This is a genomic window from Pinisolibacter sp. DMC100, assembly GCF_056313705.1.
The window spans coordinates 889,374-914,769 of the sequence record NZ_JBQUZT010000002.1; the positions used below are offsets into that span (position 1 = coordinate 889,374).

20 protein-coding genes are annotated in these 25,396 nt (G+C 69.2%); 10 read left to right on the forward strand and 10 right to left on the reverse strand.

What is annotated here, in order from left to right; translation table 11 throughout:
• The first annotated feature begins 344 nt into the window (after positions 1 to 344).
• The 6 genes from ACT541_RS12965 to ACT541_RS12990 all read left to right on the forward strand — a co-directional run bounded on the left by ACT541_RS12965 (position 345) and on the right by ACT541_RS12990 (position 8,068).
• Positions 345 to 2,315 (forward strand): 3-hydroxyacyl-CoA dehydrogenase NAD-binding domain-containing protein, encoded by a 1,971-nt coding sequence (locus ACT541_RS12965; protein ID WP_476137488.1) that lies wholly within the window; start codon positions 345 to 347, stop codon positions 2,313 to 2,315.
• Positions 2,316 to 2,681: 366 nt separating this feature from the next.
• The gene (locus ACT541_RS12970) at positions 2,682 to 3,074 is read left to right on the forward strand and encodes a NifB/NifX family molybdenum-iron cluster-binding protein (protein ID WP_476137489.1); all 393 of its coding nucleotides are present in this window, start codon (positions 2,682 to 2,684) and stop codon (positions 3,072 to 3,074) included.
• 438 nt (positions 3,075 to 3,512) lie between these two features.
• Positions 3,513 to 4,112, forward strand: a complete 600-nt coding sequence (locus ACT541_RS12975; protein WP_476137490.1) for a 2-oxoacid:acceptor oxidoreductase family protein — start codon at positions 3,513 to 3,515, stop codon at positions 4,110 to 4,112.
• A gap of 10 nt (positions 4,113 to 4,122) precedes the next feature.
• Positions 4,123 to 5,394 carry a pyruvate ferredoxin oxidoreductase gene (gene porA, locus ACT541_RS12980; protein ID WP_476137491.1) on the forward strand — a complete coding sequence of 424 codons (1,272 nt, stop codon included), beginning with the start codon at positions 4,123 to 4,125 and terminating at the stop codon, positions 5,392 to 5,394.
• A gap of 2 nt (positions 5,395 to 5,396) precedes the next feature.
• Positions 5,397 to 6,431 carry a thiamine pyrophosphate-dependent enzyme gene (locus ACT541_RS12985; protein ID WP_476137492.1) on the forward strand — a complete coding sequence of 345 codons (1,035 nt, stop codon included), beginning with the start codon at positions 5,397 to 5,399 and terminating at the stop codon, positions 6,429 to 6,431.
• Between the two features lie 11 nt (positions 6,432 to 6,442).
• A complete protein-coding gene (locus ACT541_RS12990; RefSeq protein WP_476137493.1) occupies positions 6,443 to 8,068 on the forward strand; it encodes an NAD(P)-binding protein in 1,626 nt (541 codons plus the stop codon).
• A gap of 153 nt (positions 8,069 to 8,221) precedes the next feature.
• On the opposite strand, the gene ACT541_RS12995 is transcribed toward ACT541_RS12990, so the two are convergent.
• Complete coding sequence (locus tag ACT541_RS12995) at positions 8,222 to 8,950, reverse strand: MgtC/SapB family protein (protein WP_476137494.1); 729 nt, start codon at positions 8,948 to 8,950, stop codon at positions 8,222 to 8,224.
• 363 nt (positions 8,951 to 9,313) lie between these two features.
• Positions 9,314 to 10,300 (reverse strand): aldo/keto reductase, encoded by a 987-nt coding sequence (locus ACT541_RS13000; RefSeq protein ID WP_476137495.1) that lies wholly within the window; start codon positions 10,298 to 10,300, stop codon positions 9,314 to 9,316.
• Between the two features lie 225 nt (positions 10,301 to 10,525).
• On the opposite strand from ACT541_RS13000, the gene ACT541_RS13005 reads away from it, so the two are divergent.
• From ACT541_RS13005 to xylA, 4 genes are all read left to right on the forward strand, one after another.
• A complete protein-coding gene (locus ACT541_RS13005; RefSeq protein WP_476137496.1) occupies positions 10,526 to 11,527 on the forward strand; it encodes an aldose epimerase family protein in 1,002 nt (333 codons plus the stop codon).
• A gap of 165 nt (positions 11,528 to 11,692) precedes the next feature.
• The gene (locus ACT541_RS13010) at positions 11,693 to 12,736 is read left to right on the forward strand and encodes a LacI family DNA-binding transcriptional regulator (protein ID WP_476137497.1); all 1,044 of its coding nucleotides are present in this window, start codon (positions 11,693 to 11,695) and stop codon (positions 12,734 to 12,736) included.
• 47 nt (positions 12,737 to 12,783) lie between these two features.
• On the forward strand, positions 12,784 to 14,238 hold the full coding sequence (xylB, locus tag ACT541_RS13015) for a xylulokinase (RefSeq protein WP_476137498.1): 1,455 nt from the start codon (positions 12,784 to 12,786) through the stop codon (positions 14,236 to 14,238).
• Entirely contained in the window at positions 14,235 to 15,560 is a 1,326-nt protein-coding gene (gene xylA / locus ACT541_RS13020; protein ID WP_476137499.1) for a xylose isomerase, read from the forward strand. The genes xylB and xylA overlap by 4 nt, the downstream gene beginning before the upstream one ends.
• A gap of 77 nt (positions 15,561 to 15,637) precedes the next feature.
• On the opposite strand, the gene ACT541_RS13025 is transcribed toward xylA, so the two are convergent.
• The 8 genes from ACT541_RS13025 to ACT541_RS13060 form a co-directional block, all read right to left on the reverse strand.
• Positions 15,638 to 17,113: a sensor domain-containing diguanylate cyclase gene (locus ACT541_RS13025; protein ID WP_476137527.1), complete on the reverse strand. Its 1,476-nt coding sequence runs from the start codon at positions 17,111 to 17,113 to the stop codon at positions 15,638 to 15,640.
• Between the two features lie 148 nt (positions 17,114 to 17,261).
• A complete protein-coding gene (locus ACT541_RS13030; RefSeq protein ID WP_476137500.1) occupies positions 17,262 to 18,428 on the reverse strand; it encodes a sugar ABC transporter permease in 1,167 nt (388 codons plus the stop codon).
• Positions 18,429 to 18,461: 33 nt separating this feature from the next.
• A complete protein-coding gene (locus ACT541_RS13035; RefSeq protein WP_476137501.1) occupies positions 18,462 to 20,000 on the reverse strand; it encodes a xylose ABC transporter ATP-binding protein in 1,539 nt (512 codons plus the stop codon).
• A 238-nt stretch (positions 20,001 to 20,238) separates the two neighbouring features.
• Positions 20,239 to 21,249 carry a D-xylose ABC transporter substrate-binding protein gene (gene xylF / locus ACT541_RS13040; RefSeq protein WP_476137502.1) on the reverse strand — a complete coding sequence of 337 codons (1,011 nt, stop codon included), beginning with the start codon at positions 21,247 to 21,249 and terminating at the stop codon, positions 20,239 to 20,241.
• 457 nt (positions 21,250 to 21,706) lie between these two features.
• Positions 21,707 to 22,231, reverse strand: a complete 525-nt coding sequence (locus ACT541_RS13045) for an N-acetyltransferase family protein (protein ID WP_476137503.1) — start codon at positions 22,229 to 22,231, stop codon at positions 21,707 to 21,709.
• Positions 22,232 to 22,332: 101 nt separating this feature from the next.
• Positions 22,333 to 23,469 (reverse strand): ABC transporter permease, encoded by a 1,137-nt coding sequence (locus ACT541_RS13050; protein ID WP_476137528.1) that lies wholly within the window; start codon positions 23,467 to 23,469, stop codon positions 22,333 to 22,335.
• On the reverse strand, positions 23,469 to 24,443 hold the full coding sequence (locus ACT541_RS13055; RefSeq protein ID WP_476137504.1) for an ABC transporter ATP-binding protein: 975 nt from the start codon (positions 24,441 to 24,443) through the stop codon (positions 23,469 to 23,471). The genes ACT541_RS13050 and ACT541_RS13055 overlap by 1 nt, the downstream gene beginning before the upstream one ends.
• Positions 24,440 to 25,396: an HlyD family secretion protein gene (locus tag ACT541_RS13060; RefSeq protein WP_476137505.1), complete on the reverse strand. Its 957-nt coding sequence runs from the start codon at positions 25,394 to 25,396 to the stop codon at positions 24,440 to 24,442. The genes ACT541_RS13055 and ACT541_RS13060 overlap by 4 nt, the downstream gene beginning before the upstream one ends.

Below are 25,396 nucleotides of genomic sequence, written 5' to 3' on the forward strand. Positions count from 1 at the left end.
GCCCCCGATCCCGACCCGCCTCCGATTTGTTCGGTATGCGATACTTGTTCGTATGTCGGACACCCGATCCGTTGACCGGGCGCGGGGGTGACGGCACCGTTTTCGACGAGAACGGCAGAGAAGCCGCAGAGCGCCGACCGGATGTCCGGCAGGGGCCACAGGGAGAACGGCGAGGCAGCCGACAGGGAGGACGGGGCGGCGGCGAGACCGCGGCGCGTGCCGGCATCACCGGAGGCGGGACGGACAGACGCCGCCCGTTCGGCACTCGCCACCCGCGACGGACCCCGAGACCGCCCCACCCTCCCATCGGCCCACGCCCCATGAGACCGACGAGAGCAGAGACCATGAGCGAAGAGACCGCCTGCATCACCTACGACATCCGCGATCGCGTCGCCCTGGTCGGCGTCGATCATCCGCCCGTCAACGCCGCCTCGCAGGCGGTTCGGGCCGGGCTGGTCGCGGCGATGGCGCGGGCGGGCGCGGACGAGGGCGTCGACGCGGTCGTCCTCCATGCCCACGGCCGCACCTTCACCGCCGGGGCCGACATCCGCGAATTCGGCAAGCCGCCGGCGTCCCCGGTGCTGTTCGAGGTCTGTTACGCCATCGAGGACTGCCCCAAGCCGGTCGTCGCCGCGGTCCACGGCACGGCGCTCGGCGGCGGCTGCGAGTTGGCGCTGGCGGCCCATGCCCGCGTGGCGGCGGCGGATGCGAAGTTCGGCCAGCCGGAGGTCAATCTCGGCATCATCCCCGGCGCCGGCGGCACGCAGCGACTGCCGCGGCTCGTCGGCATGCTCCGGGCGATCGAGATGAACGCCTCCGGCAAGCCGATCGGCGCCGGCGAGGCGCACACGCTCGGCCTCGTCGACGCGATCGCCGAGGGCGATCTCCTCGCGGCGGCGATCGCCCATGCCCGCACGCTCGTCGGCAAGCCGCCGGCCCGCGTCCGCGATCTCGCCGTGCCGCCCTTCGACCGGGCGGAAGCGGAGGGCGCCATCGCGGCGATCGAGAAGAAGGCGCGCGGCCAGATCTCGCCCGGCGAGGCGGCGCGCACGACGCTTGCCGCCGCCGATCTCCCCTTCGCCGAGGGGCAGGCAGCGGAACGCGCGGTCTTCCTGCGGCTGGTCGCCTCCGACGAGGCGGCGGCGCTGCGCCATGTCTTCTTCGCCGAGCGCGAGGTCGCCCGCGTCGCCAAGACGGACGGGGTCGCTGCCCGCCCGGTCACCCGCGTCGGCGTCGTCGGGGCCGGCACCATGGGGGCCGGCATCGCCGTCGCCTTCGTCGATGCCGGTTACGCCGTGACGGTGGTCGAGACCACCGACGACTTCCTCGCCAAGGGGCGCGAGCGCATCGCCGAGGTCTGGGGGCGCGCCGTCGCCTCCGGCCGGCTGAGCGAAGAGGCGCGCGCGGCGAAGCTCGCGTCGATGGCCTTCGCGACCGACCTCGCGGCGCTCGCCGACGCCGATCTGGTGGTCGAGGCGGTGTTCGACGATCGCGAGGTCAAGCGCGACCTCTTCGCCCGGCTCTCGGGCGTGGTCGGCCCCGACTGTATCCTCGCCACCAACACCAGCTATCTCGATCCGAACGATCTCGCCGAGGTGGTCGCCGGGCCCGAGCGCTTCGTCGGCATCCACTTCTTCTCGCCGGCCAACGTCATGCGGCTGGCGGAAGTCGTCGACTGCCGCGCGACCTCGGCCGAGACGCTGGCGACCGCGCTCGCCGTCGCCAAGCGGCTGAAGAAGCTCGCCGTCGTCACCGGCGTCTGCGAGGGCTTCGTCGGCAACCGCATCTGGGCGCGGTTCCGGCGCGAGGCCGAATACATGCTGGAAGACGGCGCGCTGCCGCAGGAGATCGACGCGGCGATGGAGGGCTTCGGCCTCGCCATGGGCCCCTTCGCGGTCTTCGACCTCTCCGGCCTCGACATCGCCTGGAGCCTGCGCAAGCGCAAGGCGGCGACGCGCGATCCGGCCGAGCGCTACGTCGACATCGCCGATCGCCTGTGTGAGGCCGGCCGCTTCGGCCGCAAGACCGGGCGGGGGTGGTACGCCTATCCCGAGGGGAAGAAGACCGTCGACCCGGAGGTGACGGCGCTGATCGAGGCGGAGGCGGCGCGCAAGGGCATCGCCCGTCGCCCCTTCACGGCCGACGAGATCGTCGACCGACTGGTCGCCACCATGGCGGCGGAGGGCGAGGCGATCCTCGCCGAAGGCATCGCGGCGCGGGCCTCGGACATCGATCTCGTCTTCCTCAACGGCTACGGCTGGCCGGCGCGTCTCGGCGGCCCGATGTTCCAGGCCATGAGGCGCCGGCAGGGCTGAAGCTCCGGTGGAGAGTCGGGCGATCGGGCACGGTGGGCTGCGGCTTCCGCGCGGTCGCCTCATGTGACGATTCCGCTCGCACCCGCCCCGCCTCGCGCATCGATTCAAGCGGCTCAGAGACCGATTCAAACCGCTGAGAGACCGATTCAAGCGGCTGAGACTGCGATTCAAGTCGCTCTCGATCCGATTCCGCCGATGCGCCCAAGTGCCTGATCGCGAGTCGCTTTCACCGTCGACGTTCACGTGCGGGGCGACGTCGCGTCGCTCGCCGCGGGGCTTGCGGGCACGGCGGCTCTCGAGGTCTGATGGGGCGTCCGTCGCGCCCGCCGGCGGGCTCGTTCGTCCGATCCCGACCGAGGAGCCCCCATGAAGATCGCCGTACCCACCAGGGACTGGGAAGCCGTCGGCTCCCATGCCGGACAGGCGCGCCACTGGCTCGTCTTCGACCTCGCCGACCATCGCGAAGGTCGCCCGCTGCCCACTCCCGCCCGCGTCGAGCTGAGCAAGGATCAGGTCTTCCATCACTTCCGGGACGAAGGACCGCATCCGCTCGACGGCGTCGACGTGGTGGTCGCGGGCAGTGCCGGCGACGGCTTCGTGCGGCATCTGAAGAAGCGCGGCACCGAGGTGCTGCTGACCGGCGAGAGCGATCCGACGAAGGCGATCGAACGGATCCTCGCCGGCGAGGCCCTGCCCGATCCACGCTTCGACATCACCACGACGCTGTGCAAGCTCAAGGACCTGTTCTCGCGGCATTGAGAGCGCAGACAAGAGCTTCGTCGTCGGGCCACAGGCTTGGCCCCGACGGCGAGCGTCTCGACCGCCGCGGGCATCGCCGTGGCGTCCCGTCGCAGCCCTGCGCGGAGGCTGGACGACAGTCCAGCTTCACGTCGTTCCGCGAGTTTTCACCCGGCAATATTCCCGATCAAAATCGATATACGTTCGCTTCGCGCCTGCGATATGCTTGCGTTGTCGCGACATCGTCGCACGACAGCGCGCATCGACGCGACGTCGTCATCGAATTCTGAAGTGTTCGCACATGCGAAAACGATGACGCACGACGCGATCGCCGATCCGTAGCGACACGAATTGCTGGCGACCTCTGAGAAATTCTATCCAACACGCAGGGGACAATGGGGATGCGGGAGACGTCGGTCGATGGCCGGCGGCTCCGGCGACGTGACCGGGGAGAGGCACATGTTCGAGGTACGCGTCCACGGACGCGGCGGACAGGGCGCCGTGACGGCGGCGGAGATGCTGTCGGTCGCGGCCTTCCTGGAGGGGCGCCACGCGCAGGCCTTCCCGAGCTTCGGCTCGGAACGGACGGGGGCGCCGGTCGTCGCCTTCTGCCGCATCGCCGACAGGGAGATCCGCCTGCGCGAACCGATCATGGCGCCCGACTGCCTGATCGTGCAGGACCCGACACTGTTTCGGGTCGTCGACGTCTTCGCCGGTCTGAAGCCGTCGGGCTTCCTGATCGTCAATTCCGCCCTCGACTTCGAAGCCCTCGGCATCGCCGATCAGGCCCGCCGTCTGCCGCCGGGCCACGCCATCACCGTACCGGCGAGCGAGATCGCCAAACGCCACGTCGGCCGGCCGCTGCCCAACGCGGCGCTGCTCGGCGCCTTCGCCGCGCTGACCGAACTCGTCCATTTCGAGAGCGTCCGCAAGGCGATCGAAGAGGCCTTCCCCGGCCGGGTCGGCGTCGCGAACGTCGCGGCGGCGGAAGAGACCCATGCCCATGTGGTGGCGAGCGAGGATGCCGCGGGCGTGAAGGCCCACGCGGCGGCGCTCTGAGGAGACGACGATGCTGAAACAGATCGAAGGCTCCAAGGCGATGGCGGAGGCGATCGCGCTCTGCCGCCCGGAGGTCATCTGCGCCTATCCGATCACGCCGCAGACCCACATCGTCGAGGGCGTCGGCGAGCTGGTGAAGGACGGAACGCTCGCCAACTGCGAGTTCATCAACGTCGAGAGCGAGTTCGCCGCCCTCTCCGTCGCCATCGGCGCCTCGGCGGCGGGCGCACGCGCCTACACGGCGACGGCGTCGCAGGGCCTGCTGTTCATGATGGAGGCGGTCTACAACGCCTCCGGTCTCGGCCTGCCGATCGTGATGACGCTCGGCAACCGGGCGATCGGTGCGCCGATCAACATCTGGAACGACCATTCCGACGCCATGTCGGTGCGCGATTCCGGCTGGCTCCAGCTCTTCGCCGAGACCAACCAGGAGGCGGTCGACCTGCACATCCAGGCCTTCCGCATCGCCGAAGAACTGTCGATGCCGGTGATGGTCAACGTCGACGGCTTCATCCTGACCCATGCGGTCGAACGGGTCGACGTGCCCACCCAGGCCGACGTCGACGCCTTCCTGCCGCCCTACGACCCGGTGCAGGTGCTCGACGTCGACGATCCGATCTCGATCGGCGCCATGGTCGGCCCCGAGGCCTTCATGGAGGTGAAGTTCCTCGCCCACTACAAGCAGACGCAGGCGCTGCGGCTGATCACCCAGACCGCCGGTCAGTTCCGCGCCAAGTTCGGGCGCGAGTCCGGCGGGCTGATCCGCACCTATCGCACCGAGGACGCCGAGACGATCGTCGTCGCCATGGGGTCGGTCTGCGGCACCATCAAGGACACGATCGACGAGATGCGCGACGAGGGCTACCCGATCGGCCTCGTCACTCTCGTCTCCTACCGGCCCTTCCCGTCGGCGGCGCTGCGGAACGCGCTCGCCGGCGCCAAGGACATCGTCGTCGTCGAAAAGGCGATCTCGGTCGGCATGGGCGGACCGCTCGCCATCGACGTCGACGAGGCGCTGCGGAACCTGCCGCATCCACCGCAGCTCCATTCGGCGGTCGCCGGCCTCGGCGGACGGCCGATCCTGAAGAGCTCGCTCGCCAAGCTCTTCCGCGACGCGATCGTCCAGCCCTGGGAGGGGACGCAGTTCGTCGATCTCAACGTCCGCGTCGTCGGCCGCGAGATCCACCGCGTCGGCAAGAAGCGGCGCACCGGCCCGACGGCGGAAGCCGTGCTGAAGCATCTCGCGCTGGAAGCCCAGCTGAACGCCGAAGGGAGGTCGTGACCATGACCGACGTCGTCGACACCCCGCGTCCGGCCGAAGAGGCGGCGCAGAAGCTGCGCTACTATCAGAAGGGCACCTTCACCGTCGGCAATCGGCTGGTGGATGCCTCCGCCCGCACGGTGCAGGCCTCGGAGGAACGCTCCAACGCCATCACCTGCGGTCACCGCGCCTGTCAGGGCTGCGGCGAAGCCCTCGGCGCGCGCTATGCGCTCGACGCGGCGATGCGGGCGACCTGCGGACAGCTGATCGCGGTCAACGCCACCGGCTGCCTCGAGGTCTTCACCACGCCCTATCCCGAGACCTCGTGGCAGTTGCCGTGGATGCATTCGCTGTTCGGCAATGCGGCGGCGGTGGCGACCGGGGTCGCGGCGGCGCTCAGGGTCAAGGGCAAGCGTTCGACCCGCGTGATCGCGCAGGGCGGCGACGGCGGCACCACCGACATCGGCTTCCAGTGCCTGTCGGGCATGTTCGAGCGCAACGACGACGTTCTCTACGTCTGCTACGACAACGAGGGCTACATGAACACCGGCGTGCAGCGCTCCTCCGCCACGCCGCCGGCCGCCCGCACCGCGACGACGCCGGCGATCGGCGAGGAACCGGGCAACGTCTTCGGCACCGGCAAGTTCGTGCCGCGCCTCGCCATGGCCCACCGCATCCCCTACGTCGCCACCGCCTCGGTCGCCGATCTGCACGATCTCGAACGCAAGGTGGAGAAGGCGATGTCGATCCGCGGCGCCCGCTACATCCAGATCGACGTGCCCTGCCCGCTCGGCTGGGGGGCGCAGTCGCACGAGACGATCCATCTCGCCCGTCTGGCGGTCGAGACCGGCTTCTATCCGATCTTCGAGGCCGAGCACGGCAGGGTCACCGGCGTGCGGAAGATCCGCAAGCCCAAGCCGGTCACCGAATACCTGAAGCTGCAGCGCCGCTTCGCCCATCTCTTCAAGGCGGGCGAGGACCCGCGGATCGCGCGGCTGCAGGCGATGTGCGACGCCAACATCGAGGAATACGGCCTCCTCGACGACACGGCCGAGTGAGGGAGAGACCCATGGCACGACCCTACGCCATCACCCTCGACGCCGGTTCGTCGCTCGCCAACCGGACCGGCTCGTGGCGCTCGTTGCGGCCGGAATACGTCCGGCGGCTGCCACCCTGCAACGATGCCTGCCCGGCGGGCGAGGACATCCAGGGCTGGCTGGCGCTGGCCGAGACCGGCGACTACGAAGGCGCCTGGCGGGCGCTGACCGCCAACAATCCCCTGCCCGCCGTCATGGGCCGCGTCTGCTATCACCCCTGCGAAGGCCGCTGCAATCGCAAGGACATCGACTCCGCCGTCGGCATCAACTCGGTCGAGCGCTTCCTCGGCGATCTGGCGCTCGAGAAGGGCTGGGCCTTCGACCAGCCGAAGAACGAGACCGGCCGCCGCGTGCTGGTGGTCGGCGCCGGGCCGTCGGGCCTCGCCGCCGCCTATCACCTGCGCCGCCGGGGCCACGAGGTGGTGATCCGCGAGGCCGGCCCGATGGCCGGCGGCATGATGCGCTTCGGCATTCCGAAATATCGCCTGCCGCGCGAGGTGATCGACGCCGAGGTCGCCCGCATCGCCGCCATGGGCGTCACGATCGAGCTGAATGCCAAGATCGACGACATCGGCGGCGTGCGCGAGGCCGGCGACTTCGACGCCGTGTTCCTCGCCGTCGGTGCCCACATCGCCAAGCGGGCGTGGATCCCGGCGGGCGAGGCGGCGCACGTGATCGACGCGGTCTCGGTGCTGCGCTCGATGGAGGGCGAGGAGAAGCCGCTGCTCGGCCGTCGCGTCGTCGTCTACGGCGGCGGCAACACCGCCATCGATGTCGCCCGCACCGCCAAGCGGCTCGGCGCGGAGGAGGCGCTGATCGTCTATCGCCGCACCCGCGACCACATGCCGGCGCACGACTTCGAGGTCGAGGAGGCGCTCGAGGAAGGCGTGATGATGAAGTGGCTGTCGACCATCAAGCAGGTCGAGGCCGGCTCCATCACGGTCGAGAAGATGGTGCTCGACGACACCGGCTTCCCGCAGCCGACCGGCGAATTCGAGACACTGGAGGCAGATTCGGTCGTACTCGCGCTCGGTCAGGACGTCGATCTGTCACTCCTCGACGGGGTTCCAGGCCTGACGGTCACCGACGGCGTGGTCGAGGTCGGCCCCGACATGATGACGGGGGCGCCCGGCATCTTCGCCGGCGGCGACATGGTGCCGTCCGAACGCACCGTGACGGTGGCGGTCGGCCACGGCAAGCAGGCGGCCCGCCACATCGACGCCTGGCTGCGCGGCGAGACGTGGGCGCCCGGTCCGCGCAACGAACTCGCGAGCTTCGATCGGCTCAACACCTGGTACTACGGCGAGGCGCCGCGCGAGATGCGGCCGACGCTGGAGATCGCCCGGCGCACCTCGACCTTCGAGGAGGTGGTGCAGGGCCTCGACGAGACCAACGCGGTGTTCGAGGCGCGGCGCTGCCTGTCCTGCGGCAACTGCTTCGAATGCGACAACTGCTACGGCGTGTGTCCGGACAACGCGATCCGCAAGCTCGGACCCGGCAAGGGCTTCGAGATCGATCTCGACTACTGCAAGGGCTGCGGCGTCTGCGCCACCGAATGCCCCTGCGGCGCCATCGCCATGGTCGAGGAGAGCACCTGAACGCCCCGTCCGGGGGGATCGGTCGCCTCGCGGCGACGCGGACGGGCGTACGGGCGGCGGGCCGAAGGGTCCGCCGTTCGCTCATCCGCTCGGGCGCACGGCACTCTTGGATCGGCGCGCGTCAGGCGCGCGGCACTCTTGGATCGGCGCGCGTCAGGCGCGCGCGGGGGCTAGGCGGAACTCGAGCACTTCGTGCGAACTGGCGAGATCGTTGACCAGAGCGTCGGCGCGGCCCTTGCCGTCGGCGCGCAGCACCAGCTCCCAACGCACGCGCCCGGCCTTCTGGGCGTAGTCGTAGGTCCAGTCGGCGACCTCGAAGCCGTAGTCGCGCATCATCGCGCGGATCTGCTCGCCGGTCGGCACGTCGTCGTGCGGGTAGGCGAGCGTCAGATGCAGCGTCGTCTGATGCGGCAGCTTCTTCTCCAGATCGCCGAGGCCGGTCATGGCGGCGATGGTGATCACCGTGGCGCCCATCGCCGTGCCGTAGAAGCCGACGCCGATCAGCACACCGATCGCCGAGGTCATCCAGATCGAGGCGGCGGTCGACAGGCCGCGGATGGTGAAGCCCTCCTTCATGATCACGCCGGCGCCGAGGAAGCCGACGCCGGTGACGATGCCCTGGACGACGCGCGTCGGATCGGCGGCGAGCGGGCTCGCGACATGGCCGCCGAACCACTGGGCCGGATAGCCGCAGATCGCCGTCAGCATGGTGGAGGCGACGCAGACCAGCGTGTAGGTGCGCATGCCGGCGGCACGGCCGTGATAGGTGCGCTCGTAGCCGACGACCAGGCCGACCGCCGAGGCGCCGAGGAGATGCAACAGCAGAAAGGCATTGGCGACGAGCGGTGCGCCCGTCCAGTAGTCGAGCAGTTGCTGCGCCATGGCGTCCTCCCGCGGGGCGGTCGCGGCAGCGCGCGAAACGGCCCCCTCCCCTTCGTCGGCGAAGCGGATTTCACGCGGCCTGCGCGCGGCTTTCCCCGACGCGGCGATGATGCGCCTCGAGCCGTGAAGGATCGGTATGCATGACGACGATGGCGGGGGTCCATGCCGCCCCCGCCGAACGTCCTCGTTCGGCTTCACCCTGAGGTGCTCGCAGAGCGAGCCTCGAAGGGCGAAGCCACGACGGGCCTCGCCACGACGGGCCTTGCCACGCGGCCCTTCGCGCTTCGAGGCCCGACTTCGTCGGGCACCTCAGCATGAAGGGCCTCTGCAAGTGGGTCGAGCGGCGAGGTTTCGCCGCCCTCCTCACCAGCGGTGATGGACGTGCGGGGCGATCAGGCGCACGTAGATCTCGTGGGCCGCGGCCATGGTCTCGTCGGAGAGCGCGGCGAGATCGGAGGCGGCGGCGTTGGCGCGGGCCTGTTCGGCGTTGCGGGCGCCGGGGATGACCACGGTCACCGCGTCGGCCATCAGGATCCACTTGAGCGCGAAGGCCGCCATCGAGGCGCCCGCCGGCACCAGACGACGCACCTCCTCGACCGCCGCGAGGCCGACCTCGAAGGGCACGCCGGCGAAGGTCTCGCCGACGTCGAAGGCCTCGCCGTGGCGGTTGAAGGCGCGATGATCGTCGGCGGCGAAGGTGGTCGCCGCGGTGATCTTGCCCGAGAGCAGGCCGGAGGCGAGCGGCACGCGGGCGATCACGGCGACGCCCTTGGCCTTCGCCTCGCGGAAGAACAGCTCGGACGGGCGCTGGCGGAACATGTTGTAGATGATCTGGATCGAGACGCAGCCGGGGTATTCGATCGCCTTCAGCGCCTCTTCCACCTTCTCGACGCTGACGCCCCAGTCGCGGATCTTGCCCTTGGCCTTCAGCGCCTCCATGGCGTCGGCGACCTCGCGGCGATAGAGCGTCTCGGTCGGCGGGCAGTGGAGCTGGACGAGGTCGAGGCGCTCGACGGCTAGGTTCTTCAGCGAACGATCGACGAAGGCCTCGAGGTTCTCCGCCGTGTAGCCGGCGTCGACGTGCGGGTTCAGCCGCCGGCCGGCCTTGGTGGCGACGAAGGGACGCTTGCCGCCGCGCTCGGCCAGCACCTGGGCGACGATGCGCTCGGAACGGCCGTCGCCGTAGACGTCGGCGGTGTCGACGAAGGTCATGCCGGCGTCGAGCGCGGCGTTCAGCGCGGCGCGGCCGTCGGCCTCGGCCACGTCGCCCCAGGAGCCGCCGATCTGCCAGGCGCCGAAACCGATTTCCGAAACGGCATGGCCGGTGCGGCCGAAGATGCGGGACTTCATGGGACGTCTCCTCGCAAACGCGCGACTTCGTGCGCGGACTTTCGTGGTGCGCACCTCGAGATAGCGCATATCGCTCCGCTCGCAAGCCCCGATTTCGGAATGCGGCGGCGGCGCGCGGAATATCGCCGCGTTCCGCGACGTCGCCCCCTCTCGCGGAGCGACGCGGATCGGCTTATCGTTCGGCCTCGTGCGAGGTGCGAACATCGGCGCGCCACGGAGGACGACATGAACCGCATCGGCGAATTCGGAAAGCGCGACGGTGAACCCGTCGTGGCGGTGGAACTGGTGGCGCCGGGCGGCGGCATCGTCTCGATCTGCTCGATCGGCGCCTCGATCCGCGACTTCGTCGCGCCGCTCGCCGACGGCTCCAGCCGCCGCGTCGTCCTCGGCTTCGAGGACCCGACGGCCTACGCCGACAATCCGGCCTATCTCGGCGCCATGGTCGGGCGCTACGCCAACCGCATCGGCGGCGGCCGCTTCCGCCTCGACGGGCGCGACCACACGCTGCCGATCAACGACGGCGGCCGCAACACGCTGCACGGCGGGCCGAAGGGCTTCTCGCGCCGCAACTGGATGCTCGAGGCGACGACGGAGAGTTCCGTCACCCTGTCGCTGGTCTCGCCCGACGGCGACGAGGGCTTCCCCGGCCGCGTCGTCGTGCGCTGCACCTACACGCTGACCGAAGCGGCGACGCTGACTTACGAGATCACCGCGACGACCGACGCACCGACCGTCTTCAACGTGGCGAACCACGCCTATTTCACCATGAACGACGGCGGCGACAGCCGCGATCATCGGCTCAGGCTGCTGGCCGACTTCTACACGCCCTGCGACGACAGTACGTGTCCCACCGGCGCCGTGCTGCCGGTCGACGCGAGCCGTCACGACTTCCGCAGCGCGCGGCGGATCGCCGACGACTTCGACGTCAATTTCGCCATCGCGGCGAGCCCGGGCGAATCGGTCGTGGCGGCCGAGGTGATCGCCCCCGACGGGCGGCTGGCGCTGGAGGTGGAGACCGACCGGCCGGGCATCCAGCTCTACACCGGGCAGTTCCTCGGCCCCTCGGCGGCACCGCTCGGCGGCCTCGTCCACAGGGCGCACGCCGCCTTCTGCCTCGAGGCGCAGGACTTCCCCGACGCGCCCAACCGCCGCCAGTTCCCGGCGACGCGGCTGGCGCCGGGCGAGACCTATCGCCAACGCACGGTCTATCGCTTCCTGGCGCGTTGAGTTTCGGCCGATTTGAGGGGTACCTCGACGCCTCGAGCGAGGGCGCTTCCGCGCGCCTTCGGCCGACACGTCACGCATTGGCGCCGGCCTCGCCGCAGCGCGGCATTTGCGGTGCAGCGACGAATTGAGTTGCGCACCTCAGAAAATTGCGCGATCCATCGGAGCATGAACACGCAAGCCGATCTCTCCGTCACGACCCTGAAGGACGTCGCCCGCGAGGCGGGCGTGTCGCTCGCCACCGTCGACCGCGTGCTGCACGGCCGACCGGGCGTGCGCAAGGCGACGGTGCAGCGGGTCGAGGAGACGATCGACCGGCTCGGCTTCCGCCCCCATGCGGCGGCGGCGGAACTGGCGCGGGGCAAGAGCTACCGCTTCTGCTTCGTCATGCCGAAGAGCCTCAACGCCTTCATGAGCGAGATCCAAGAGACCGTCATCAAGGAGCGCGCCTGGCTGACGGCGCGGCGGACGCTCGTCGACATCGTCGAGACCGACGTCTTCGATCCGAACGCGCTCACCTCGACGCTCGAGGAGGTCGGCCACCGCTACGACGGCATCGCGGTCGTGGCGCTCGACCATCCGCTGGTGCGCGCGGCGATCGACGATCTGATGGCCTCGGGCATCCACGTCATCACGCTGGTCTCCGACGTGCCGGCCTCCCATCGGGCGCGCTACGTCGGCATCGACAACATCGCGGCGGGCCGCACGGCGGGCTCGCTGATCGGCCGCTTCATCGGCACGCGCAAGGGCAAGGTCGCCGTCGTCGCCGGCTCGCTGGCGCTGTCGGACCACACCGACCGCTTCATCGGCATCTCGCGGGTGATCGCCTCGGACTTCCCCGGTCTCGAGCTGATGCTGCCGGTCGAGGGTCGCGACGAGGACGCCACCAACCAGGCGCTGACGACCAAGCTCCTGAAGGACGTGCCCGACCTCGTCGGCATCTACAACATCGGCGCCGGCACCTCGGGCATCGCCACGGCGCTGGTCGAGACGGGGCGCGCCGGCGACGTCGTCTTCGTCGGTCACGACCTCACCACCCACACCCGGCGCTTCCTGCTGACCGGGGTGATGGACGCGGTGATCTCGCAGAATCCCGGCCGCGAGGCCCGCTCGGCGCTCCGCATCCTGCAGGCGCTGGCGCGCAAGGAACCGATCTCGACCGGTCAGGAGACCATCGGCATCGACATCGTCATCCGCGAAAACCTGCCCTGAGGGAGCCCCGAGGGCGAAGGCGACGGATCGATCTGGAGGAAAGACCCATGTTTCTCGGTCTCGACATCGGCACGTCGAGCGTGAAAGCCGTGCTTCTCGACGGGAACGACCACGTCGTCGCCGTCGCCGAGCGGCCGCTGACGGTCGAACGGCCGCATCCGACGTGGTCGGAGCAGGACCCGGAGAGCTGGATCACGGCGACCTTCGCGGCCGTCGACGAACTCGCCGCCAAGGAACCGGCCGGCGTCGCCTCGGTCACCGGCATCGGCCTTTCGGGCCACATGCACGGCGCGGTGCTGGTCGGCGCCGAGGGCGAGGTACTGCGGCCCTGCATCCTGTGGAACGACGGGCGCTCGGCGGCGGAATGCGCCGAGCTCGAGGCGTCGTTCCCGGCGCTCCACGCCGTCACCGGCAATCTCGCCATGCCCGGCTTCACCGCGCCGAAGCTGATGTGGGTGGCGAAGCACGAGCCCGAGATCTTCGCCAGGGTCGCACTGGTGGTCCTGCCCAAGGCCTTCGTGCGGCTGCGCCTCACCGGCGAGGCGGTCGAGGACATGTCGGACGCCTCCGGCACGCTGTGGCTCGATCCGGCCAAGCGCGACTGGTCGGACGCGGCACTCGCCGCCACCGGCATGCGACGCGACCAGATGCCGGCCCTCGTCGAGGGCTCGGAGATCTCCGGGCGGCTCTCGCCCGCCCTCGTCGCCCGCTGGGGCATGACGAGCGTCCCGGTCGTCGCGGGCGGTGCCGGCGACAATGCCGCGACCGCCGTCGGCCTCGGCGCCATCGCGCCGGGCGATGCCTTCCTGTCGCTCGGCACCTCGGGCGTGCTGTGGGTCACCACCGACCGTTTCGCACCCAATCCCGCCTCCGCCGTCCATGCCTTCGCCCATGCGGTGCCGAACACTTGGCACCAGATGGGGGTGATGCTGTCGGCCGCCTCGTGCCTCGCCTGGTGGGCGAGCGTCTCGGGTGCCTCGGCCGGCGACCTGCTGGCCGAACTCGGCGACGATCCGACGCCTGGATCGATCCTGTTCCTGCCCTATCTCACCGGCGAGCGCACGCCGGCCAACGATCCCGAGCTGCGCGCGGTCTTCGCGGGCGTCGGTGCCGAGGCGACGCGGGCCGACATGACGCGTGCCGTGCTCGAGGGCGTCGGTCAGGCGCTGCTCGACAATCGCGACGCGCTCGCCGCCGCCGGCACGGTGATCCGCGAGCTCGACCTCGTCGGCGGCGGATCGCGTTCGCGCCTGTGGGCGCAGATCCTCGCCGACCAACTCGGCTTGCCCGTCCACCGGGTCGAGGAGGGCGCGGTCGGCGCGGCGCTGGGTGCCGCCCGGCTCGGCCGTCTCGCCGCGACCGGCGAGGCGCCCGCCGACGTCTGCCGCCGCCCGAAGCGGCTCGAGACCTTCCATCCGAACGCGGCCCGCGCCGCCATCCACGCCGAGACCCGCGCCCGCTGGCGTCGTCTCGCCCCCTTCGCCAAGGAGATCCGCTCATGAATGCCCCCGCCACCCGCTTCTTCGGTGCGCTGGAACAGGTCCGCTTCGAGGGACCGAACAGCGACAATCCGCTCGCCTATCGCTGGTACGACAAGAACCGCGTGATCGCCGGCCGCACCATGGCCGAGCATCTGCGCTTCGCCGTCTGCTACTGGCATTCGTTCTGCTGGCCGGGCGGCGACCCCTTCGGCGGCGAGACCTTCCTGCGTCCGTGGATGCACGGCGTCGACCCGATGGAGATGGCCAAGGCCAAGGCCGATGTCGCCTTCGAGCTGTTCCGCCTGCTCGACGTGCCCTTCTTCACCTTCCACGACGTCGATGCCGCCCCGGAGGGCGCCAATCTCGTCGAGCAGAAGGCGAACGTCTCGGCGATCTGCGACGTCTTCGAGAAGAAGATGGAGGAGACCGGCCTGAAGCTCCTGTGGGGCACCGCCAATCTCTTCTCCAACCGCCGCTACATGGCGGGTGCGGCGACCAATCCGGATCCGGACGTCTTCGCCTATGCCGCCGGTCAGGTGCGCATCGCGCTCGAGGCGACCAAGCGGCTCGGCGGCGCCAACTACGTGCTGTGGGGCGGCCGTGAAGGCTACGAGACCCTGCTCAACACCGACATGAAGCGCGAGCTCGACCAGCTCGGCCGCTTCCTGGCGATGGTCGCCGAGCACAAGCACAAGATCGGCTTCGACGGCCCGCTCCTCATCGAGCCCAAGCCGCGCGAGCCGACCAAGCACCAGTACGACTTCGACGTCGCGACGGTCTACGGCTTCCTCGAGCGCTACGACCTGCTCGCCGACGTCAAGGTCAACATCGAGCAGAACCACGCGGTGCTCGCCGGCCACACGTTCGAGCACGAGATCATGCTGGCCAATGCGCTCGGCGTGTTCGGTTCGGTCGATCTCAACCGCGGCGACGCGCTGCTCGGCTGGGACACCGACCAGTTCGCCATGGACGTCTCGGAACTGACCCTGGTCATGCACGAGATCCTCAAGGGCGGCGGCTTCACCACCGGCGGCATGAACTTCGACGCCAAGATCCGCCGCCAGTCGATCGACCCGGCCGATCTGCTGCATGGCCACGTCGGCTCGATCGACGCCTGCGCGCGGGCGCTGATCAACGCGGCCGCGATGCTGGAGAAGGGCACGCTGGCGAAGCCGGTCGCCGAACGCTACGCCGGCTGGGACTCGGCCGAAGGCAAGGCGATCCTCGCCGGCGAGCGCACGCTCGATCAGGTCGCCGACCGGGCGATCGCCGACAAGCTCGACCCCAAGCCGCGCTCGGGCCGTCAGGAGTATCTCGAAGGTCTGGTGATGCGGTCGGTGTGATCGCAGCACTCGCGAAACGGAGAGGGCCGCCGCGACGATCGTCGCGGCGGCCCTCGTGCATTTCCCGGATGCCGGCGTCACTCGCCGGCGAACGTCGTGTAGTGCAGGCGCTTGGCCTCGTACATGGCGGCGTCGGCACGGCGCGCCGTCTCCTCGAGACGCTCGCCCGACTGCAGCGTCGCGGCGCCGACGGCGAAGCTCAGGGTGCGGCCACCGTAGAACTGGTTGTTGAGCTCGGTCAGCCGGTGGATGCGCTCGATCACCGCCTGGCCGCCGCGCTCGTCGGTGGCCGGCAGCAGGATGGCGAACTCGTCGCCGCCGATGCGCGCGACCTTGGCCGGGCCGTCGACGATCTTGCTCAGCACCTCGCCCGCCCGGCGCAGCAGGGAGTCGCCGGCGGCGTGGCCGTAGGTGTCGTTGGTCTCCTTGAGACCGTTCAGGTCGGCGATGACGACCGTGGTCGGCTCGATGTCGGAGCGCTCCAGCCGCGCCATCTCGTCGACGTAGAAGGAGCGGTTGTAGAGCTTGGTCAGCGTGTCGTGCTTGCCGAGGAACTCGAGATAGGCCTCGGCCTTCTTGCGGGCGGTGATGTCGGTCAGCGCCACCTGCACCAGATCCCAGCGCTTCTCGTGACCGGGCAGGACCGAGAACTGCATCAGGAAATGCAGTTCCTCGCCGGCGAGCGAATGGTTCACCACCTCGCGGTGCTGGAACAGCTTGCCGTTCCACAGGTCGATCAGCTGCTCGCGGAAGGGCGCGCGCATCGAGCCGCGGAAGATCTCGTGCTGACGCAGCAGCAGCTCGGCACGGTCGGCGGCGCCGAAGGTCTCGAGCGTGCGGCGATTGACGTCGATCACCCGGATCTCGGCCATGCAGCGCTCGACGAACTCGGGGTGGACGTCGGTGAAGGTGCGGAAATCGTCGATGCCGCAGGCGCGGACCTCGTCGAGCAGCGTCTTGACCGAGGAGAAGTCCTCGACCCACAGCGACACCGGCGAATGCTGGAAGAGGCCACGGGCGTGGGCCTCCGCCTCGGCGAGTTCGCGGCGGGCGATCTCACGGTCGCTGACGTCCTCGATCGCCACCAGCACGCGCGACCAGTCGTCCTCGGCACCGGCCATGACGCGGCCGTTGAGGATGATGTCGAGGCGGCGGCCACCGAGCGTGTAGTTGACGCTCTGGCCGGAGAAGGCGTTGCGGCCCTCCCACAGCTGGACCAGTTCCTCGACGTGATTGACCAGCATGTCGTCGCGGAAGACCTCGTCGAGCCGGGCGAGGAGGTGGATCGCCTCGCTCGCCTCGAAGAGCTCGAGGGTGCGTCGGTTGACCTTCACCACGCGGATCAGACGGTTGCAGGTCTCGATGCGGCTCGTGTCGGCCATCAGATGGGCGCGCAGGTCGACGACGCCTTCGCTGCGCCAGCCGTCGAACAGGACCTTCAGCGCACTGTAGTCCTCGAGCCAAAGCGACACCGGAGCCAGATCGAAGATGGCCGCGTCGTCGTCGGCCGGAGCCTGAGCGCGGGCCACCGTCTGTGTCTCTCGAAGCTGCATCACGTCACCCACCACGCCGTCGAGCGATTCGTCCGTCGACGGACATATTGGGGGTCGATGGTTCCAGCTCGGTAAACGCGAGCGAAAAAAGAAGATCCCCGGCGGGTTGCCCTGCCGGGGACCGAGGCTCTCGGGAGGAGAGGAAGCGTCAGCGGGTGTTGCCGGAGGAGACGATGTCCATCCACACGGCCAGCACCAGGATCACGCCCTTGACGATCTGCTGCCAGAAGGTCTCGACGCCGAGCATCGACATGCCGTTGTCGAGGCTCGCCATGATCACCGCGCCGACCAGTGCGCCGATCACCGAACCGATGCCGCCGCGCATCGACGTGCCGCCGATGAAGCAGGAGGCGATGGCGTCGAGCTCGCCGCCGGTGCCGGCGGACGGGGTGCCGGCGGCCAGCCGCGCGGTCGTCGTCAGGCCGGCGAAGGCACACATCAGGCCCATCAGGCCGAAGACCAGCACCTTCACCAGATTGACGTCGACGCCCGAGAGCCGCGTCGCCTCGAGGTTGGAACCGACGGCGTAGATGCGGCGGCCGAACACCGTCTTGTTGCCGACGATGGTGAAGACGCCGAGGATGACGAGCAGGATCAGCACCGGAACCGGCACGCCCTGATAGCTGTTGAGCGTCAGGATGAAGCCGAGGATGACGAGACCGACGGCGGCGAGGCGGGCGATCTCGATCGGCATCGAGGAGACCGGCAACGCGTGCTTGATGCGGCCGGCGCGGGTGCGCAACGCCATCACCGTCAGCAACACGAAGAGCGCCACCGCCAGGATGTTGCCGAACGAGCCGGGCAGGTAGCCCTGGCCGATCACCTTCAGCTCCTCGGAGGCCGGCGCCACGGTGATGCCGCCGGTGAGACCGAGCACGGCGCCGCGGAAGACCAGCATGCCGCCGAGCGTGACGATGAAGGACGGGATGCCCTGATAGGCCGTCAGCCAACCGACGAACAGGCCGACGGTGATGCCGAGCAGGACGACCACCGCGATCGTTCCGGCCAGAGGCCAGTGGTAGACGACGTCGAGCACCGCGGCGATGCCGCCGAGCATGCCGAGCAGCGAACCGACCGAGAGGTCGATCTCGCCGGCCACGATCACGAAGACCATGGCGGAGGCGAGCATGCCGGTGATCGCCATCTGCCGGAGCAGGTTGGAGAAGTTGCGCGCCGTGAGGAACTGCGAGCCGCCGAGATCGGCGTCGTAGGTCATGTAGCCGAAGAAGGCCCAGATGACCGCGATGACGCCGAGCAGTGCGACGATCTTGTTGGCGGAGAGGAAATTCCGCAGGTCTTTGCGGGTTAAGGTCATGGCAGAGCCCATCGCATGTCTTCGCCGGCCCGATCAGGCGGCGGCCTTGTCCGTCTTGCCGAGAGCGGCGGCGAGGATCTTTTCCTGGCTGAGGCCGGAATTCGGGAAATCGCCCCGAAGTTCGCCCTCGCCCATCACCAGGACACGGTCGGAGATGCCGAGGACCTCGGGGAGTTCCGAGGAGATCATCAGCACCGCCACGCCCTCGGCGGCCAGTTCGAAGATCAGCTTGTAGATCTCGTATTTGGCGCCGACGTCGACGCCGCGGGTGGGCTCGTCGAGGATCAGCACCTTGGGCTCGGGCAGCAGCATCTTGGAGACCACCGCCTTCTGCTGGTTGCCGCCCGACAGCGAAGCGATCGGCAGCAGCGGATGGGCGGTCTTCACCTTCATCCGGAGGATCTCCGACTGGATGACCGCCATCTCCTCCTCGGCATTGATCAGACCACCCCGGGTGAAGCGGCCGAGCACCGACATGGTGATGTTGTGGCCGACGCCCATCAGCGGCACGATGCCGTGTCGCTTGCGGTCCTCGGGCACCATGCAGATGCCCTGACGCACCGCATCGAGCGGGCTCTTCACCCGGATCTCCTTGCCTTCGAGGAAGATCTGCCCGTGGTGCTCGCCCTTCCAGCAGCCGAAGAGGTGGGAGGCGAGTTCGGTGCGACCGGCACCGACGAGGCCGGCGATGCCGAGGATCTCGCCGCGGCGCAGCTCGAACGACACGTCGTCGACCAGCTTGCGCGCGGTGTTGGTGGTGTCGAAGACCGTGACGTTCTTCGCCGCGAAGATCACCTCGCCGACCTTGTGTGCGGTCTTGGGGTAGAGGTTCTTCATCTCGCGGCCGACCATCAGGGTGATGATCTGGTCGGTGGTCAGTTCCGCCATCGGCCTGGTCGCGACATGGGTGCCGTCGCGGATGACGGTGACGGTGTCGGCGATCTCGGCGACTTCGTCGAGCTTGTGGGAGATGTAGACGCAGGCCATGCCGCGCGCCTTGAACTCCTTGACCAGCTCGAGCAGCGTCTGCGTCTCGGAGGCGGTCAGCGCCGACGTCGGCTCGTCGAGGATCAGCAGCTTGGCGTTCTTGTTGAGCGCCTTGGCGATCTCGATCAGCTGCTGCTTGCCGCCCGAATAGGCCATCACCGGCAGGGCGACGTTGATGTCGGGCATCTTGAGCTGCTTCATCAGCTCGCTCGCGCGCGCGTTCATCGCGTCGTAGTCGATGAAGCCGAGACCCGTCGTCGGTTCCGAACCGAGGAAGATGTTCTCCGCCACCGACAGGTGGGGGACCATCATCAGTTCCTGGTGGATGATGACGATGCCGGCCTCTTCGGTCTCGCGGATCGAGCGAGCCTTCAGCTCCTTGCCCTCCCACAGGATCGTGCCTTCCCACGTGCCGTGGGGATAGACCGCCGAGAGGACCTTCATCATCGTCGACTTGCCGGCGCCGTTTTCGCCGCACAGGCCGACACATTCGCCCGGACGTACCGCCAGATCGATCCCGTCGATCGCCTTGACGCCCGAGAATTCCTTCGTGATGCCGCGCATCTCGAGCAGATATTCGGCCATGTCGCTCACCCTCGCGTCGCGGGCCGCGAACTCAACCGGGTACCGCGCGCGTCGATCTTCCCTCTGGCGGGGCGTTCTGTCGATCGCGGACGAATACGCGGCTGCCCGTTCGGGCTCGACGCCTGCCTCCCGGTCCCCCGGTGCGACCCGCACAGGGCGGCACCGCTCGGCGGGCCGCAGGGTCCGCCGATGCGCTTCGAAGACCGGAGCGGCCGGAGCCGCTCCGATCGAAGAGGTGTCACTTACCGTCGACCTGTTCCTTGGTGTAGAAGCCGTCGGTGATGACGAGGTCGACGTTGTCCTTGGTGAGCGGGATCGGGGTGAGCAGCAGGCTGTCGACCGACTTCTTGCCGTTGTCGAGCTTGGCGTTGAAGGCCGGGGTCTTCTTCTGCACCATCGACACGGTCAGCTTGGCGGCCTCGGTGGCGATCAGCTTGAGCGGCTTGTAGACCGACACCGTCTGGGTGCCCGCCTTGACGCGCTTGATGGCGGCGAGGTCGGCGTCCTGACCGGACACGGCCACCTTGCCGGCGAGACCCTGCGCCGCGAGCGCCTGGATCGCGCCGCCGGCGGTGCCGTCGTTCGAGGCGACGACCGCGTCGATCTTGTTCTGGTTGGCCGTCAGGGCGTTCTCCATGATGGAGAGGGCCTCGGTCGGGCTCCATTCCTTGACCCACTGCGAGCCGATGATCTTGATCTTGCCGGCGTCGACGGCGGGCTTCAGGGCCTTTTCCTGACCGGCGCGCAGCAGCTTGGCGTTGTTGTCGGTCGGCGAGCCGCCGAGCATGTAGTAGCGGCCTTCCGGCTTCGCCTTCAGCACGGCCTCGGCCTGCAGGAAGCCGACGCGCTCGTTGTCGAAGGAGATGTAGGCGTCGACGTCGGCGTTGAGGATCAGGCGGTCATAGGACAGCACCTTGATGCCGGCCTTGTGCGCCTCGTCGACCACCGCGCCGAAGACCTTGGAGTTCATCGGCACGATGACGATCGCGTCGACCTTCTGGGCGATGAGGTTCTCGATCTGCTTGACCTGCTTCTCCTCGTTGCCGTCGGCCGACTGGACCGAGACGGTGGCACCGAGTTCCTTGGCGGCGGCGACGAAATAGTCGCGGTCGCGGGCCCAACGCTCCACGCGCAGGTCGTCGATCGAGAAGCCGATGACCGGCGCGGCCTCGCTCGCCTGAGCCATCGTGAGCGGCAGGCAGACGGTCAGAGCCGTGAGGGAGCCGGCCAGTACATGAAGCAGTTTCATCGTCAGTCCTCCTGATCGCCCTCTGCGTTCGAGGGCTGGTCCGCCTTCGCAGGGCGGGTTCCGGGTCGATGGCGGGAGTTGGCTCCCGTCCTCGGAGGCGGCCTCGCGGATCGACCGGATGCGTCGGGTCCCGCGCGGGTGCTTCGCCTTCGGCACAAGAGATTCGTCAATTTTCTGAGGTGCGCAACTCGAATTCGTTGCTGCATCGCGCAAAATCGACGGAGACACCGCCAAAACCCAAGGAAATCAAGGATGATGTTCGAACCTCAAACTTTAGCCGAGGTCGCCTCGAGCCGCGCCGCCGGCGCGGTTTCGGCGAAAGGCGATGCCCTTCGCCTCTGCACGCACGAGGTGAAGAGGTCCCCGACGTCGTCAGGACACGGCACGTCGGCCGCCGCCCACCCCTCGAGGTGGGGCGAGGCGTCGCCTTCGGAGGTGTCGAGGGGGCCTTCGCGCCTCAGCGGGCGAGCGAGTCGGGGTCGGTGCGGTCGTCGAGGCGGAGCTGGAGGAAGGCGAGATCGAGCCAGCGGCCGAACTTGGTGCCGACCTGCGGCATCAACCCGGTCTTCACGAAGCCGAGGCGTTCGTGCAGGCGGATCGAGACGGCGTTCTCGGCCTCGATGCCGGCGACCATGACGTGCTTGTGCAGGCCCCGCGCCCGGTCGATCAGCGCCCGCATCAAAGCCTCGCCGACGCCGCGGCCGCGCGCCGTGCGATCGACGTAGACGGAGTGCTCCACCGTGTGGCGATAGCCCTCGAAGGCGCGCCAGTCGCCGAAGGAGGCATAGCCGAGCACGGTGCCGCCGTCGTCGACCGCCACGAGGATCGGATAGCCGAGGGCGCGGCGCACCTCCGCCCAGGCCCTGCGGTCGGCGAGATCGACGAGGCGCTCGTTCCAGATCGCCGTCGTGGTGGCGACGGCGTCGTTGTAGATGGCGCGGATGGTCTCGAGGTCGGCGTCGACGGCGTCGCGGATCTGCATGGGCGGCTCCTTGGATACCGTCCGTGATGCCTCGGCACGACCGCGAAGGCAATGGGGCGGCGGCATGGCTCCCCTTCCCTTCCCCCGCGCGGCATCACTCCTCAATCCAGCGTCTTGCGCGAGCGCGACAGGGCGACCGCGGCATAGACCAGGATGAAGACGAGCAGCATCGACCATTCCCAGGCGATGGCCGGGATGTCGGCGCCCTTCAGCATCACCGCGCGGATGATCCGGAGGAAATGCGTCAGCGGGAAGCACTCGCCGATCGCCTGCGCCCAGCCGGGCATGCCGGAGAAGGGGAACATGAAGCCCGACAGCATCAGCGACGGCATGAAGAAGAAGAAGGTCAGCTGCATCGCCTGCATCTGCGTCGCGGCGAAGGTGGAGATGAAATAGCCCATCAGCACCAGCGACAGCACGAAGGTCAGCACGCAGAAGATCAGCAGCGCCAGCGAGCCGACGAAGGGCACGCCGAACAGCACCTTGGCCGCCACCAGCACCACCGCCACCTGCACCGCGCCGACGCCGAGGAAGGGCAGGATCTTGCCGAGCATGATCTCCATCGGCGTCGCCGGCATGGCGAGCAGGTTCTCCATCGTGCCGCGCTCGGTCTCGCGGGTGAGCCCCATGGCGGTCATCATCACCATGGTCATCTGCAGGATGACGCCGAGCAGGCCGGGGACGATGTTGTATTGCGACACGCCCTCCGGGTTGTAGCGCCGGTGGGCGACGATCTCGAGCCGCTTGTCCTGCTGGGCATCGACCTCCGCCGCCTCGCCCTTCTCGCGGGTCAGCGCGCGCTGGGCGACCGAACCGAGGGCACCGACGGCACCCGAGGAGGCGGCCGGGTCCGTGGCGTCGGCATCGATCAGGATCTGCGGATGGTCGCCGCGATCGACGCGGGCGCCGAGATCGGAGGGGATGGTCACCAGGAACACCGCCTGGCCGGAGGCGATCAGGTGTTCGCCCTCCTCCAGCGTCTTCGGGCGAAATTCGAAGCGGAAGTAGCCGGAGGTCTCGAGCGCGGTGACGACGGCGCGCGAATAGTGGCCGCCGTCCATGTCGAGCAGCGCCGTCGGCAGTCGCTTCGGGTCGGAGTTGATGGCGAAGCCGAAGAGCAGAAGCTGCATGATCGGCACGCCGAGCATCATGGCGAAGGTGATGCGGTCGCGCCGCATCTGGATGAACTCCTTCACCAGAACCGCCCAGAGCCGGGCGCGCGAGAGGGTCAGGTCGATCACGGTCGCCCTCCCCGCTCGTCGCCCATGTTGTCCTGGGCGCGCGCCATGAACTGGATGAAGACGTCCTCGAGGCTGGTCTCGCCGCGGGAGAAGGCGACGCCGGTCTCCGCCGTCACTCGTTCGAGGGTGGCGGCGAGGAGCGCGCCGTCGGCGCCGACGACGTGCAGCGTCGAACCGAAGGGGGCGACCTGATCGACGCCGGGTTGCCCCTCGAGCCGCCCGACGAGATCGGCCGGCGCATCGCGGGCGACGAAGGTAGTCAGGCCCGCACCCTCGACGACGTCGTCGACCCGGCCGGTCGCCAGCAGCCTGCCGTAGGAGATGTAGACGATGCGATGGCATCGCTCGGCCTCGTCCATGTAGTGGGTCGAGACCAGCACCGTCAGGCCGTCGGCGGCGAGCTTGTGGATCTCGTCCCAGAAGTCGCGCCGCGCCTTGGGGTCGACGCCCGCCGTCGGCTCGTCGAGCAGCAGCAGGTCGGGCTGGTGCATGATGCAGGCGGCGAGCGCCAGACGCTGCTTCCAGCCGCCCGACAGCGTGCCGGCGAGCTGATCGCGGCGCGAGGTCAGGCCGAGGTCGGCGAGCGTACGGTCGACGAAGTCGCGCCGCGGCTCGAGCTCGTAGAGGCGGGCGACGAAGTCGAGGTTCTCCTCGATCGTCAGATCCTCGTAGAAGGAGAACTTCTGCGTCATGTAACCGACGCGGCGCTTGATCGCCCGGCTCTCGGTCAGCACGTCGTGGCCGAGCACGCGGCCCTCGCCGGCATCCGGTGTCAGCAGGCCGCAGATCATGCGGATGGTCGTCGTCTTGCCCGAACCGTTGGGACCGAGAAAGCCGACGATCTCGCCGCGCCGGATCTCCATCGACACGCGATCGACCACGGTCCGGGTGCCGAACCGTTTGGTCAGATCGCGGACCGAAACCACGCTCTCGCGCGTCGCGTCGTCCGGCACGGGCGCGGGGCCGCTCACGGCTTCAGCCCCCCGAGGGTGACGTCGACCAACTGGCCGGGGCGCAGGCGCTCGAGCGAAGCACCTTCCGGCCGCGCCTCGATCAGATGGACGAGCTTGGCGCGGGTCTCGACCGAATAGATCACCGGCGGGGTGAACTCCGGCTCCGCCGAGACATAGGTGATGCGGGCCTCGAGCCCTTCGGCGCAACCGTCGCAGGCGACCTGCACGGTCTCGCCGAGGGCGACGCGCGAGAACGCGGTCTCGGGCACGAAGAGCTTCAGCTTCACCGCGCCGTCGGGCAGGAAGGAGACGACGGGCGCCTGCGGCCCCGCCACTTCGCCCGGGCGACGGACGAGATCGGCGACGCGACCGGGCACGGTCGTCGTCAGCGTGCGCTCCGACAGCCGCCAGCGCTGGGTGGCGAGCGTCGCCTTCGCCTGGGCGACGCGGGCCTCGGCCGAGCGGACGACGTCGTCGCGGGCAGGCAGACGCGCCACCTCGAGATTGGCCTCGAGCTCGCGCACGCGAGCGTCGGCGACGTCGCGGGTGGTCGTCGCCTGATCGAGTTCCGCCTGCGAGGCGACGCGCTTGGCGAAGAGATCGCGGCGACGCTCGAGGGCGCGGGCGGCATCGGCCGCCTGGGCGCGGGCGGAGGCGAGTGTGGCGACGACCACGTCGATCTCCTCGGGGCGCCGGCCGCGCTTCAGGTCGGCGAGATCGCTCTCGGCCTGGGCGAGGCGAGCGGTGGCGTCGGCGACGGCGATCTCGGCGTCGTCGGTGGCGAGTTTCGCCACCACCGTGCCGGCGGCGAGCCGGTCGCCGCGGCGCACCTCGAGCGAGGCGATACGGGCGGCGTCGAGCGGCGCCATGGCGACGTATTCGCCCTCGACATAGCCGTAGACGCGGACGCCGCCGTCGCATCCGGGCATCAGCGATCCGATCACCGCGATCGAGCAGACCCAACCGAACAT

Bases quoted from the DNA above. Each gene is read 5' to 3' on its own strand.
- ACT541_RS12965 (WP_476137488.1), top strand. From the start codon at position 345: ATGAGCGAAGAGACCGCCTGCATCACCTACGACATCCGCGATCGCGTC.
- ACT541_RS12970 (WP_476137489.1), top strand. From the start codon at position 2,682: ATGAAGATCGCCGTACCCACCAGGGACTGGGAAGCCGTCGGCTCCCAT.
- ACT541_RS12975 (WP_476137490.1), top strand. From the start codon at position 3,513: ATGTTCGAGGTACGCGTCCACGGACGCGGCGGACAGGGCGCCGTGACG.
- porA (WP_476137491.1), top strand. From the start codon at position 4,123: ATGCTGAAACAGATCGAAGGCTCCAAGGCGATGGCGGAGGCGATCGCG.
- ACT541_RS12985 (WP_476137492.1), top strand. From the start codon at position 5,397: ATGACCGACGTCGTCGACACCCCGCGTCCGGCCGAAGAGGCGGCGCAG.
- ACT541_RS12990 (WP_476137493.1), top strand. From the start codon at position 6,443: ATGGCACGACCCTACGCCATCACCCTCGACGCCGGTTCGTCGCTCGCC.
- ACT541_RS12995 (WP_476137494.1), bottom strand. From the start codon at position 8,950: ATGGCGCAGCAACTGCTCGACTACTGGACGGGCGCACCGCTCGTCGCC.
- ACT541_RS13000 (WP_476137495.1), bottom strand. From the start codon at position 10,300: ATGAAGTCCCGCATCTTCGGCCGCACCGGCCATGCCGTTTCGGAAATC.
- ACT541_RS13005 (WP_476137496.1), top strand. From the start codon at position 10,526: ATGAACCGCATCGGCGAATTCGGAAAGCGCGACGGTGAACCCGTCGTG.
- ACT541_RS13010 (WP_476137497.1), top strand. From the start codon at position 11,693: ATGAACACGCAAGCCGATCTCTCCGTCACGACCCTGAAGGACGTCGCC.
- xylB (WP_476137498.1), top strand. From the start codon at position 12,784: ATGTTTCTCGGTCTCGACATCGGCACGTCGAGCGTGAAAGCCGTGCTT.
- xylA (WP_476137499.1), top strand. From the start codon at position 14,235: ATGAATGCCCCCGCCACCCGCTTCTTCGGTGCGCTGGAACAGGTCCGC.
- ACT541_RS13025 (WP_476137527.1), bottom strand. From the start codon at position 17,113: ATGCAGCTTCGAGAGACACAGACGGTGGCCCGCGCTCAGGCTCCGGCC.
- ACT541_RS13030 (WP_476137500.1), bottom strand. From the start codon at position 18,428: ATGACCTTAACCCGCAAAGACCTGCGGAATTTCCTCTCCGCCAACAAG.
- ACT541_RS13035 (WP_476137501.1), bottom strand. From the start codon at position 20,000: ATGGCCGAATATCTGCTCGAGATGCGCGGCATCACGAAGGAATTCTCG.
- xylF (WP_476137502.1), bottom strand. From the start codon at position 21,249: ATGAAACTGCTTCATGTACTGGCCGGCTCCCTCACGGCTCTGACCGTC.
- ACT541_RS13045 (WP_476137503.1), bottom strand. From the start codon at position 22,231: ATGCAGATCCGCGACGCCGTCGACGCCGACCTCGAGACCATCCGCGCC.
- ACT541_RS13060 (WP_476137505.1), bottom strand. From the start codon at position 25,396: ATGTTCGGTTGGGTCTGCTCGATCGCGGTGATCGGATCGCTGATGCCC.